The sequence below is a fragment of the Nodosilinea sp. LEGE 07088 genome, assembly GCF_015207395.1.
Classification (GTDB): domain Bacteria; phylum Cyanobacteriota; class Cyanobacteriia; order Phormidesmidales; family Phormidesmidaceae; genus Nodosilinea.
Genome location: NZ_JADEWX010000166.1, coordinates 1 through 12932, shown reverse-complemented (window position 1 = coordinate 12932; position 12932 = coordinate 1). Strand labels below are relative to the sequence as shown.

The 12932-nt window shown below is 58.6% G+C and carries 9 protein-coding genes and 2 pseudogenes; 5 read left to right on the top strand and 6 right to left on the bottom strand.

The features are described 5' to 3' along the window. Window positions 1-1351: pseudogene (locus tag IQ254_RS25110) on the bottom strand (hypothetical protein); the annotation flags it as partial. 8 nt (window positions 1352-1359) lie between these two features. Continuing rightward, window positions 1360-1668 (bottom strand): glucose-6-phosphate dehydrogenase, encoded by a 309-nt coding sequence (locus IQ254_RS25105; protein ID WP_193968893.1) that lies wholly within the window; start codon window positions 1666-1668, stop codon window positions 1360-1362. A 190-nt stretch (window positions 1669-1858) separates the two neighbouring features. On the opposite strand from IQ254_RS25105, the gene IQ254_RS25100 reads away from it, so the two are divergent. From IQ254_RS25100 to IQ254_RS25090, 3 genes are all read left to right on the top strand, one after another. Next, a complete protein-coding gene (locus IQ254_RS25100) occupies window positions 1859-2419 on the top strand; it encodes a tyrosine-type recombinase/integrase (RefSeq protein WP_193968892.1) in 561 nt (186 codons plus the stop codon). A gap of 222 nt (window positions 2420-2641) precedes the next feature. Beyond that, a complete protein-coding gene (gene uvrA, locus IQ254_RS25095; RefSeq protein ID WP_193968891.1) occupies window positions 2642-5791 on the top strand; it encodes an excinuclease ABC subunit UvrA in 3150 nt (1049 codons plus the stop codon). A gap of 127 nt (window positions 5792-5918) precedes the next feature. Then, a complete protein-coding gene (locus tag IQ254_RS25090) occupies window positions 5919-7655 on the top strand; it encodes a mechanosensitive ion channel family protein (protein ID WP_193968890.1) in 1737 nt (578 codons plus the stop codon). 117 nt (window positions 7656-7772) lie between these two features. On the opposite strand, the gene cutA is transcribed toward IQ254_RS25090, so the two are convergent. Then, on the bottom strand, window positions 7773-8111 hold the full coding sequence (gene cutA, locus IQ254_RS25085) for a divalent-cation tolerance protein CutA (RefSeq protein ID WP_193968889.1): 339 nt from the start codon (window positions 8109-8111) through the stop codon (window positions 7773-7775). Next, a complete protein-coding gene (locus IQ254_RS32750; protein WP_278000365.1) occupies window positions 8111-9160 on the bottom strand; it encodes a pentapeptide repeat-containing protein in 1050 nt (349 codons plus the stop codon). Before IQ254_RS32750 ends, cutA begins: the two co-directional genes overlap by 1 nt. Before the next feature lie 209 nt (window positions 9161-9369). On the opposite strand from IQ254_RS32750, the pseudogene IQ254_RS33920 reads away from it, so the two are divergent. Then, window positions 9370-10053, top strand: a pseudogene (locus tag IQ254_RS33920) (DUF2834 domain-containing protein). A gap of 16 nt (window positions 10054-10069) precedes the next feature. Here IQ254_RS33920 and IQ254_RS25070 read toward each other — a convergent pair. Continuing rightward, on the bottom strand, window positions 10070-10969 hold the full coding sequence (locus IQ254_RS25070) for a hypothetical protein (protein ID WP_193968888.1): 900 nt from the start codon (window positions 10967-10969) through the stop codon (window positions 10070-10072). Between the two features lie 132 nt (window positions 10970-11101). Between IQ254_RS25070 and IQ254_RS25065 the strand changes: the two genes are divergently transcribed. Next, complete coding sequence (locus IQ254_RS25065) at window positions 11102-11710, top strand: hypothetical protein (RefSeq protein ID WP_193968887.1); 609 nt, start codon at window positions 11102-11104, stop codon at window positions 11708-11710. Between the two features lie 41 nt (window positions 11711-11751). Here the strand turns inward: IQ254_RS25065 and IQ254_RS25060 are convergent. Further along, window positions 11752-12932: tetratricopeptide repeat protein (locus IQ254_RS25060; RefSeq protein WP_193968886.1), on the bottom strand; the 1181-nt coding region annotated here is incomplete at its 5' end.

Genomic DNA, 12932 nt, shown 5'->3' with positions numbered 1-12932 from the left:
GGGGTACAGTGGCCGGGCTTGCAGGACGGGCTAGTTCTTCGAGGGGGTTGTAGGGGTCACGGGTCGGGCGATCGGTCGGGCGATTGGCAGGGGCGGCAGGCTGGGCGGGCTGGGAATAGTCGGGGCTACTACAAGTCGGGCCTGGGAAGCCGTTGGATTGGGAGCCAATCAGGACAGGGGCAGATCCCCAGTAAGAATTATTAGTAAAAACCTGAATAGACTGCTCTAGGGAGCTAGGTGAGGCTTTGTAGAGGGCGATTCCCATAGCAAATCGCTGATTATATGAGCCATTGAAGAAGATTCCAGGGTTTAGCAGTTTCCCGCAAATCTTGGCCGGTTGACCGCTTGTGTAATGGATACCAAAACCCAGGTTGGCAGGCCAGTTCAGAGCATCTAGGGGGGGAGTATCTAGCCCATCCTCAGGCGTGGCGATCGCCGGGCCTGCTACGTCGTCAGATTGCAGAAAATCACGAACCAGGTCAGCACCGGCGGCTAGTATGCCGCCGCCGGGCAGGATACCGGCGGCGGTTCCCGCGAAGGCACCGCCAACGCCGGGTATACGGCCTAGCACAGAGCCGGTGGCCCGACCCACAGCACCGCCGATCGACGCTCCGGCAATGCTACCGGCGGCACCTCCGGCGACACCTCCGACAGCAGCACCGACAGGGTTTACGGTCGCCACGGCCCCGGCGGCGGCACCGCCAGCCTGGCCCAGCATGGTGCCAACAGCAGCACCGACACCGACCCCAGCAGTCTCCCACCAGTCAGCACCGTTTGCCTTGGCATAACCGGCCATGACGGCACCAGATAGACCGGCTCCGATTAAGGGGACGGCTCCAAGGGTACCTCTTGCAGCCATGGCCGGAGAAACAACAGTCGGGGCGGCGGCGCGGGCGGCGGCGGCGGCCTGGGCTCCGGTTGCACCTCTTGCAGCGGCGGCATTCTTGGCGGCAATGCCCGAACCGCTGGGCCGATAGTTGGCACCGGGGGTATAAGCGTTATTTACTACCGGTTGGGAGTTTGCATAGGGGGCCACCGAGGGCCGGGCAGAAGCCACGGCGGGCCGATTTGGCGTGATGGTAGGATTGGTGGCTGACTGTGGAGTTAGGCGGCTGTAGCTGGGTTCGTAGCCGGGCTGATAGGTGACGAATGGATCGGCGGCAAAGCTGGGCTGTAACCGACCTGTCGGCAGAGGAGAACCCCGGTTGATTGGAGCCGATGGCGGGGTCGTGTTAACTCGGTAAACGGGGCCGCTTTGCGGCGTGGCACTAGACGGCGTATGAGTCTGGGCCGTGGGGAGCCTCATCCCCGTTGTAGCTTCCAGCCAGGCGTAGCGGGTTGAAATGCTCATGGCCGGGGTTAATCAACCTTATAGGCGGCGGGAATAGTGGCTTCCTTGAATTCCTGGGCAAACGTCCAGAGTTTCTGTGTCGTTGAGGTGATGTAGGCCGGGTCTAAGGGCAGACTCACCCGCGCGATCAGGCGGGTTGTGCCGTCGGCAGCAGTGACAATATTCACGTCGCAGACCCGCTCTAGCAGTGCGCCGGGCAGCTCCTGATAGGTCAGCGATGAAAACAGGTTATTTAACGTCAAAATGCCGTGGGCGACGTAGCGTTCTAGCGTATTAATTGCGGCGGGCATGTCCGTGCTGCGGTTAAAGTCGACCATGGGTTTTCTTCATAAAGACTAAACCCGTTATAGGCTGGGCAAACTGAACTGGAAATATGCCACTTTTAGAGATTTCACGCAGTACGATGAAATCGTGAAACTGCTATTTAGTAAGGCTTCAGACGATTTCAATCTTTATAAGTGGCTCTAGAAATTCCGGTTTTACTTCTTTTTTCAGGAAAACAAGAACATGAAGATCGACGGAAATGGACAGGCCGAACCGCTGAGTAAACAAGAATTCACAAAGGCGCTAAATTTATTCGAGTCAAACCACCACAGGCTGATTTTTGCCCTGTGCTGGTACACTACCGATCGCCCTAGCGCCGTGCTCTCTCTGAGCGTCAAGAATGTTTATTCAGACCCAGAGAAACGACGGCCCAGAGAAACAATTGTGATTCCCCGGAGTACTCGGAAGGATCGCAAAACTAGGGAGGTGCCCTGCTGTCGGCAGCTGGCCGCTGAGCTACGGGCCTATCAGCCACCAGAAAGCGGGTGGTTATTCCCTGGCCAAGCGGGCGGACATCTCACTTATCGGGCTTACTACAACGCCCTGGCCCGCGTCTACGCAAAGATGGGACTATCGGGCTACAGCCCCTACAGCACCCGGCGGGGGGCACTTACCCATCTACTGCGTCAGGGCATGAGCACGCGGCGCATCCAGGAAATTTCAGGGCACAAGAGCTTGGCCAGCCTGCAGCCTTACCTGGAATCTACGGCGATCGAGCGGCGTCAGACTGTGGAGCTTTTATGAGTAGAGGTGAATGAATTGTATTGACTCTCTATGTGCTAGCGATGGGCGCTTTAACATTCGCCAGCACTTCTCTAATGCTTAGTGCTGAAAATACGGCCAACATAACGCCATTACCAAGCGGCGGATTCTATATTTGGTAGTGGGACAGTTGTACCTGTTCGCCGTGAAAGATCTGACAGAATAACGTTAAATTGATAAGGCGTTGTCACTAATCCCCCAGACATGCCCAAATCGGACGCCTCTGCTAAGAAATCTGCTTCTCGCAACGGTCGAGGATCCGGCAAGGGCAATTCTACCGCAGGTAAGAGGAACACTGACAGCAAGAGCAGCACTACCGAACTAGCTCACCATCAAGCCGCCCTCGACGACAACGTCATTCGCATTCGCGGCGCTCGTCAGCACAACCTGAAGAATCTAGACCTGGAGATTCCCCGCAATCAGCTGATTGTGTTTACCGGGGTGTCGGGCTCGGGCAAGTCATCCCTGGCCTTTGACACCATTTTTGCCGAGGGTCAGCGCCGCTACGTCGAGTCGCTGAGCGCCTACGCCCGCCAGTTTTTGGGCCAGGTCGATAAGCCCGATGTAGATGCGATCGAGGGGCTGAGCCCGGCGATTTCCATTGACCAGAAATCGACCTCCCACAACCCCCGGTCGACGGTGGGCACGGTCACCGAAATCTACGACTACCTGCGCCTGCTCTACGGGCGGGCAGGCGACCCCCACTGCCCCCACTGCGATCGCAGCATTGCGCCCCAGGCCATCGACCAGATGATCGATCGGGTCATGGCCCTGCCCGATCGCACCCGTTTCCAAATTTTGGCGCCGGTGGTGCGGGGCAAAAAGGGCACCCACAAAAAACTGTTGTCTAGCCTGGCCGCCGAGGGCTTTGTGCGGGTGCGGGTCAACGGCGAACTGCGCGAACTCACCGACAATATCGAGCTGGATAAAAACCACAGCCACAACGTGGAAGTGGTGGTTGACCGCCTGGTCAAAAAGGAGGGATTAGAAGACCGTCTGGCCGACTCGCTGCGCACCTGCCTGAAGCGATCGGAGGGGATCGCCGTGATCGACATTCTGGCGGAAAAACCTCAGCCCGAAGCGACACCAGAACCCGGAAATAACGTCATATCCCTAACCGTTGGCGCAGCCTCTCCAGCGGAGAATCGCCTGCCCCAGGCGGCAGAAGCAGAGGGCCGCTATGGCCACCCCAAGGAGCTGGTGTTTTCTGAAAACTTCGCCTGCCCCGAGCACGGCGCTGTGATGGAAGAACTCTCGCCCCGGCTGTTCTCGTTTAACTCGCCCTACGGGGCCTGCCCCCACTGCCATGGTCTGGGCAGCCTGCGCACCTTCTCCGCCGACCTGGTGGTGCCCGACCCGAGTCTGCCGGTCTACGCTGCGATCGCCCCCTGGTCAGAGAAAGACAACATCTACTACTTCTCCCTGCTCTACAGCGTCGGCCAGGCCTTTGGCTTCGAGATTCAGAGCCGGTGGGATCAGCTCACCCCCGAGCAGCAGCACATCGTGCTCCACGGCAGCGAAGAGAAGATCTATATCGAGTCAGACTCGCGCTACCGTGAGCGTAAGGGCTACCACCGCCAGTACGAGGGGGTGTTGCCCATTCTCGATCGCCAGTACAAAGACAGCAGCTCTGAGCTGCATAAACAAAAGCTGGAAAAGTACCTGATCGACCAGACCTGCGAAGTCTGCCACGGCACCCGGCTCAAGCCCGAGTCCAATGCCGTGCGCATCGGTCCCTACAGCATCAGCGACCTCACCAATGTCTCCATTCGCGAGTGCCTCAAGCGCATTCGGGGTCTGGTGGGCGAAACGGTGGCGGAGGAAGAAAGCCATGCCCCTACCCTGTCGGCCCGGCAGCTGCAAATCGGGGCCCTGGTGCTGCGCGAAATTCGCGCCCGCCTCCAGTTCATGATGGATGTCGGCCTCGACTATCTCACCCTGCACCGCACCGCCATGACCCTCTCCGGCGGCGAAGCCCAGCGCATTCGCCTGGCCACCCAGATTGGTTCGGGCCTCACCGGCGTACTCTACGTGCTCGACGAGCCCAGCATTGGCCTGCACCAGCGCGACAACGATCGCCTGCTCAATACCCTGCACCGGCTGCGCGACCTGGGCAATACCCTGATCGTGGTCGAGCACGACGAAGACACCATTCGCGACGCCGACTACCTGGTGGATATTGGCCCGGGGGCCGGAGTCCACGGCGGTGCGATCGTGGCCGAGGGCGACCTCAAAGCCCTGACCTCAGCTAAAGATTCTCTCACCGGGGCCTACCTGTCGGGGCGGCGCAGCATTCCCACCCCCGCCCAGCGGCGACCGGGCAATGGCCGATCGCTCATCCTCAAAAACGCCCACCGCAACAACCTCAAGCACCTGGATGTGGAGCTTCCCCTGGGGGCGCTGGTCTGCATTACCGGCGTCTCGGGTTCGGGCAAATCGACCCTGGTTAACGATCTGCTCTACCCCGCCCTGCAGCACCACTTTGGCAGCAAGGTGCCCTTCCCCAAGCGGCTCGATCAGCTGGAAGGGCTGAAGGCGCTGGATAAGGTGATCGTCATTGACCAGTCGCCGATTGGGCGCACGCCGCGATCGAATCCGGCTACCTACACCGGGGTCTTTGACGTCATCCGCAACCTGTTTACCGAAACCATTGAGGCCAAGGCCCGGGGCTATAAGGCGGGGCAGTTCTCCTTTAACGTCAAGGGCGGGCGCTGCGAGGCCTGCGGTGGCCAGGGGGTGAACGTGATCGAAATGAACTTTCTCCCCGATGTGTACGTGCAGTGTGAGGTATGCAAAGGGGCGCGCTACAACCGCGATACCCTACAGGTTAGCTACAAGGGCAAAAACATCTCCGATGTGCTGAACATGACCTCTGAAGAAGCCCTGGCGTTTTTCGAGAATATTCCCCAGGCCGCCAGTCGCCTGCAAACCATGGTCGATGTGGGTCTGGGCTACATTCGTCTGGGGCAGACGGCCCCCACCCTCTCCGGCGGCGAGGCCCAGCGCATGAAGCTGGCTTCGGAGCTGGCCCGCCGCTCGACGGGTAAAACGCTGTATTTAATTGACGAGCCGACCACTGGCCTCTCGTTCTACGACGTGCACAAGCTGCTAGACGTGGTGCAGCGCCTGGTGGATAAGGGCAACTCGGTGCTGATGATCGAGCACAACCTGGACGTGATTCGCTGCTCAGATTGGATTGTTGACCTGGGGCCCGAGGGGGGCGATCGCGGCGGCGAGCTAATTGCCCAGGGTACCCCCGAGGAGGTGGCCCAGGTACCCCAGTCTTACACCGGTAAGTACCTAGCCAAGGTGCTAGAGCAACACCCTGCCGGTAGGCCGGCACCGGTTTCTTAGTCTGACGTCATCCATTGGGCTGCCTAGCCCTACAGTCAGGTCTAAACAATTTGAACAAATCTGTGTCCTGAGAAGCGGGGCATCGTACACTTCATGGTATTCTCTAGCCTCTAATCGCTGGCGTTCTATGACTTGTATTGCGAGTGTTGGGCGAGCCTTGGGCAAAACGCTGGGGCGGTGGCTAGCGCTGGCGCTAGCCGTAGCGGCTCTCATCGTCGGTTTCCCCAGCTTAGCTACCGAGACCCCAGCCCCCCCCACAGTGCCCAGCCTCAATGGTACGTCGGCCCCGTCCGATATCCCTGAGGGCAACAAAATTGACGGGTTCCCAGTGGTGCTCGACGGTGAATCGCTATTTTTGGTGCGCGAGGGCGTCGAAGGCGTCACCACGGCCCAGGAACGGGCCGCGATTATTAGCCAGCGCATTACGGGGATCGCCAGCGACCCCGCGATCGCCCCCGAAGCTGTGCAGGCTGATATTGGCGACGACCAGAGCGTGGTACGCGCTGGTGAAACCGTCCTCTTTACCGTGCGCGAAGACGATGCCAAAGCCTACGGACAACCCCACCCCGAGCTGGCCGCCACCGCCGTCGAGCGCATTCAGCAGGGCCTGATCGCCTACCGCGAAAAGCGCAGCCTGCGCCGCCTGGGAACCAGCATTTTGGCCGCTATACTCAGCACGGTTGCCCTAGTTTTATTTCTCAAAGCGCTGTTTTTGATCAGCTCTAAGCTGCTCACCCGCATTCAGCAGCAGCAGCAAGCGGGCACCCTGGCAATGCGGTTTCAATCCATGCAACTGCTGGGTTCTGGAGCCACCAGCTATCTGCTCAGCGGGCTGGTGCGATTTGGTCGATTGGCCCTGATCTTGGGGGTGCTATACCTATACGTACCCTTTGTGTTGAGCCAGTTTCCGGCTACCGAAACTGTGGGCGATAACCTGTTGCAAGATACCGCCTACCGCCTTACCCTGATCATTCAGGCGCTGGTAGCTTACCTACCCAAACTGGCGACAATTGCGATGATCATGGTGATCACCTACTACATCGTTCAGTTTGCCAAGCAAGTGATCATCGAGTTGGGTCGCCACGATGTCTACCCCTGGTTTTATCCTGAATGGATACAGCCCACGATTCGGCTAGCAACGCTGTTGATTGCGGCGACCGCCCTGGTGATGGCAGGCCCTTATTTGCCAGGGTTTGGTTCCCCGGCCTTTCAGGGCGTGTCGCTGTTTGTGGGAGCACTGTTGACGCTGGGGTCATCGTCGGCGGTGGCCAATGCTCTGTCGGGCATCATCTTGATTTATACCCGCGCCTTTCAGCTGGGTGACTTCATTCGCATCGACGACATCATCGGCGAAGTGCAAGAAAAGTCGCTGTTTGTTACCCGAGTGCTCACCCCCAAACAAGAGACCGTCACCATTCCCAATGCTTCGGTACTCAACCACAACGTCATCAACTACAGCGCCATCTGTCGCGAGTCGAACGGTTGCCTGCTGCTATACACCACCATTACCCTTGGCTATGATCTGCCCTGGCGCAAGGTGCACGAGGCGCTGGTCGCAGCGGCGCAGGCCACCGCCCACATCGCGGCTGAGCCTCGGCCCTTTGTGTTGCAAACCGACCTGAACGACTTCAACGTCAGCTATCAGCTCAACGCCTACACCTCCATGCCCACAAAGATGCCCCGCATCTATTCAGAACTGCATCAGAATATTCAAGACTACTGTAATCAAGCTGATATCGAGATTCTGTCGCCCCACTTCTCGGCCCTGCGCGACGGCAACCACTCGACTATCCCCGCTGACTACCTACCTGAGGGCTATCAATCGCCCGGGTTTGTGATCCAAAAATCGGATGGTCGGGGGTAGTTGGCGGGGCGGAGGTTTGGTGACTATTGTCAATTGCTAGGGATCGGGAGGCCGGGGAGCCCGACCAGTAGCTTCATTAACGGGCTGCTTTCAACAGGCTTTGACAACATGGCATTGCTAACCCTTCACCTGGGCTTGTAGCCAGCTTAAATAGTCGGGTAGCCCAGCGGCAATGGGTAGGGCTATAATCTCAGGCAGATCATAGCTATGGTGCTGGCGAATGGTTTGGCTCAGGGTCTCAAACTGGCGGAGATCGGTCTTGATAATCAGCTGCCACTCAGGCTCGTGCTCAATTTTGCCCTGCCAGCGGTAGATAGACCATAGGGGAAATACACTGACACAGGCCGCTAGCCGCTGCTCAACCAGGAAGCTGGCAATCGTATTAGCCTCGGCCTCTGAGCCAGCGGTGACCAGTACGACCCCGAGCGCTGCGGGCTTAGTCTCGGAAAGTGACATTATTGCAGAGGAACGCGATCGACAAATTGTGATTGATTCAGCGTTTCACGGGCGGGGCGATGGGGCCAACGGGTTTCGCCCTGTACAGCTTCATAAAGGTAAGCACGAGCTTCTATCGGCAGAACTGATTCGGTAAACTCGGTACCGTCTACCACGGTTGCTTTGAGCGACGCTTCGCCCAAGTTAGCCCGGGTAAGGTCGGCTCGAGATAGGTTAGCTCCATCGAGGGTGCTATTCCACAGCACTGCTCCAGTAAGGTCAGAACCCGTGAGGTCAGCGCCGATCATGCTGATGCCCCGCATCGTGGTGTGGGTAAGGTTGGCTGAACTGATGTCAGCCCGGTCTAGGTTGGCACCGTTGAGTTTAGCTTCTTTGAGATTGACGCCGGCCAGATTCATGCCGCGCAGATCTACTCCATTGAGCCAGGCTCCCTCTAGGTTGGTGCCATCCATGCAGGTACGCTCTAGGTCGGCGCCGCTGAGCCGAGCCCCAGTCAAATGAGCCCAGGATAGGTTGGCTCCACTTAAGTTGGCGCCGCGCAGGTTGACGCCGCTCAGGTTGGCCCCACTTAAGTTGGCGCCGCGCAGGTCGGCTTGGCGCAGGTTGGCTCCACAGAGGTCGCCACCGCTGAGCTTGGCTTGGCGGATGTCGGCCCGCACCAAAAAAGCTCCTCGCAGGTTGGCTTTGGTCATATCGGCCTGGGCGAGGTGGGCTTCGCTCATCTTGGCAAAGCTGAGGTTAGCCCAGTTAAGGTCGGCATAGTCGAGGTTTGCCTGAGTGAGAAAGGATCGGCTCAGATCTGCGCCCTTGAGGTTGGCATGGCTGAGATCGACCTCTACCAGAATGTGGCGGCTAAAGTTAGCGCCGACCAGACTGATGCCGGTGAAATCCCGGTATCCGGCTTCATAAAGCTCTAGGAAGTATTGAATGTGCATAACACTACGGTGATGAGTCGGAGGTGTAGCCGACTCACGGGGGGCGATTAATCGCACGGTACAGTCCCAAAAGTAGGGCGACGAGCTATAGGTAGAGTATAAAAACGATTGCAAGCAATAGGCTTATGGGTGAAGTTAATGGTTCTTTAGTTAACGATCAGGGAACATAAGTTTACGGTTCAAAACGTGTTTAATTATTTTTTAACAGTTGCCCTCTCTAGGGGCTGTGTGGCTCGGATACAGCTTATTTTCTTTTTCTGGGTCTGACAGGGTTCGTTGCTTTTGTTTGATAATTTGGTGAGAAACTTAGTACTTGGGCTGGTATGCGTCGATTCATTTTTGGGGGGCTGGGGCTGGGGTTTGTTCTGTATGCGTTTATACTTGCCCCGCCAGAGCAGCCAGGAACCTATGATTTAATTTTTCGCCTTTCTACGGGGGATTGGCAGAGCATTAATCCGGCTGTCATCGCGTTGTTTAACGCCATGGGGCTGTGGCCCCTGGTCTATGCTGCGATCGCCCTGGTCGATGGCCACGGCCAGCGCTGGTGGGCCTGGCCCTTTGTAGTGGCCTCGTTTGCTGTCGGGGCCTTGGCGCTGCTGCCCTACCTGGCCCTGCGGCAGCCCAATCCTGACTTTAGTGGTACCCCAAGTACCCTACTGCGGCTGCTAGAGTCGCGCTGGCTAGGGGCAGTGCTGGCGGCAGGGGCGATCGCCCTGGCGGTCTTGGCGATGCTTCACGGCGACTGGCCCGATTTCTGGCACTAGTGGCAAACTAGCCGCTTTATTCACGTCATGTCCCTCGACTTTTGCGCCCTGGGGCTGTTGTTCCCAGTTTTATTGAAGGATGATATGACCCGCCGAGGGCTGACTCAGCCCTGGTTACCAGCGGCGGTGCTGGCGCTGCCGCTAGTGGGCGCATGCCTATATCTAACCCTGAGACCACCTCTGGCAGAGGTCTGCGATATTGAGGGGGTGCGAGAGCTCATCCAGATCAGATACCAGAAGTAGCCTGACGGGATTCGGGCTACATGTCACAGCGAATTTGAACTGAGTTCTGATCGCCATCTCGGAAAACCGAGATAGGACCATAGGTAAAGGCTGAGGCCGGATCCGCAGGGGTGGGTGACTGATTTGGGCTGGGGGCAGCGACCTTGCTCTGGGTGACCGTAATGCCAACCCGCCCTCGGTTTTGCTGCCCGCTGTAGTTAAACGAGTAGGAGCCGATCGCATAGTTGGGTTTGTCGCTGAGAGTCCCCCAGTAGGGCGAAACTGTCAACTCGACTAAGCCGCCAATGTGGTGATGGAAGGCTGGACAGGTTTGGAGGGTGTTTTGGGCGGCGATATAGGTAGCGCCAAAGGTAGCTACCGCCGCCTGCTCCCTGGCGGCGGTGGTCTTGAGCAGGAGCCATCCGGTCGACCAGGGGACCAACAGATAGAGCAGGAGCAGCCCTGACCCGGTCACCAGAGCAACCCTGGCCCAGCGATCGCGTCCGTTGCCGGTGGTGCCAACTAGCCGGTAGCGAATCAGCAGAATATTGAGGCCCGCAAATATCGCGATCGCCCCATCCAGCAATCGATTGCTACCCCTTGAGCTCCCCGACCACATCGCCCCCTGCATCATTCCCAGCAGCAGCAGCACTAGCAGGTAAAAGGTCATGGTCATTGCGCCCGCCACAATCAGCGGATAATCAGGCGGGCGTTTCAGCGCCAGATTCAGCAGCGCCAGCGCTAGGGTAGAGGCCGCAAAAAACGCCACCATACCCTGGTCAAGGCCATTGGGAATTGAGTCATTTGGGCCAATCCAGCCTATGTTTACCGTTGCGGAGGCCAACGAAAAAGCGCCATACCCCGCTGTGGCTGTCATTAGAAACAGGGCAACACTGCCTAGCCAGGGGTTTACTGTCCGTTGCAGTTGATTGAGCATTGGCCCTAGCCTTCCTGGGCGGCACCGCCTAGCCTTCGAAAACCGATCTTCTGAGGTGCGGGTTGAACCTGCCGTCAATCCTTAGCATTCGCTATGGTAGGTCTAGATATATTGTATTGTGCGAAACCTATCGTGCAACGACCTAGGGTGCGACGTAAACCGCCTGAGGCAACGGCCCAGGCATCCTGTACCATCGCAGGCTGGCTGATGGTTTGGATGGCCGCGGCCATTGTCGTGGTTGGTCTGCTGGTGCCAGGGGGAGTGAACTTTGGCGCAGCCAGCGGTGTGGCTCTCCTGGCTGGTGTGCCGGTAACCCTGACTTTTTTGGGGGCGTTAACTTCACCAGGACAGGCCGTGGCGATCGCCCTCTTACTGGCCACCCTCTATGGCTTGCTAGCCCGAGGCATTTGGCAGGGCTCGACAATTGCCCTGGGGCTGAGTTTGGTGCTCCTGCTGGGCGACCTGGGCTGGGGAGTACTGACTGCGTTGGGGGTGAGTGGAGAGGTGCCACCTGGCCTGGTGGTCTTGCTGGCGGCAGTTTTTTTCGGCCCTCGGCTGGGGCTAATGTGGCTGCTCGGTCAGTGCCTCAGCCAAAAGCGGAACCAGCCAACGGCTCTGAAAATTGGCGCTCTAGCGCGGGGGCTGTCTGAGTTTTTAGTTGATCCAGTCGGTTGGGTACTTTACCGCTTTGGCCAACCCTCTCCGCCTGACCAAAATCGTGACCCGCCCAACCGCGATTGACTATGGCCATCACCGCCTGAGCAGGGCGGCACTAACCCTGACTACCGATGCACCTGCTGCACCGCCATACTCTGTAACCGACCCAGGGTGCGCTGCACCGACGAGAGCGCTTGATGATCGCCCTGGGCCTCCAGGTAGGCGCTGGCTCGCTCTAGATCGGCGATCGCATTCTGGGCATCGCCCTGGCTTTGGTAGACCGCGCTGCGATAGCAGTAGGGCAGGGCGATGGGGTCACCGCAGGCGATCGCATCGCTGAAGTCGCGCACGGCGCCTTTGAGATCGCCTAGTTTTTGCAGGGCGCTGCCTCGGTAGACGTAGGACATCGGCAGGTGGGGCTTAAGGCCAATGGCCTGGGTAAAGTCTGCGATCGCGGCTGGGTAGCGCCGTTGCTCAAGCCGGAGCCAGCCCCGGTTGCAGTAGGGGGCAAACAGTCTAGGATTTTGGTTGATGGCTTCGCCCAAGTCGGCTTCGGCAGCGTCTACTTGGTTGAGCTCCATTTGAGCGACCCCGCGATTGTTGAGGGCAATAGCGTGGTGGGGCTGGAGGGTAATCACCCGGCTATAGTCGCTAATGGCACCGGGTTGGTCTCGCAGGTCGTGGCGGGTTGTGGCCCGGTTAAAGAAGGCGGTTGTATCGCCAATCGGGATCACCGGATCGCGAAAGCGCTGAATTAGAGCCTGGACTACCGCTGGATCTGAGGTGCGTAGCTTAGCTTCCAAATCGGGAATGGCTGCACTCTGGGTGGGCAACGCCTTCAGGCTAACAATGGCGTAGGTATGCTCGGGCGGGGCGCTGCCGCCGCTGTCGCAGACCAGATAGCTCTCAGCGGTGCCCATGATGCGAAACTTGAAGCGATCGGCGTAGTTTTCCCGCAGGGGGAGGAGCTGGTTTAAAGCCGCCTTGAGCAACTGGAGTTGACTTGACTCAGTTCCCCAGCGCTGGCTGATCCGCCAGGCTAAGCGACCATCGTGCTGGTCGCCCCGGTGGCACCAGCCAATTTCGAGCTGCCCGCCCCGCTCCAAGAACTGGCTAAATCGCTTGATTAGGCTGTCGTCGATGGTGACGTAGCTGGCCCAGGGCCAGACTAACAATACCCGGCGAGTGGCCTGGTCTAGGGCCTGGTCTAGGGCGCGACGACTGGCCATGGCCTGGGGCTCGGTGGCGGTGACCACGGGGAGATCGATAATCCAGTCGGGATGATGAGTGGGGCGGGCCAGGGTTG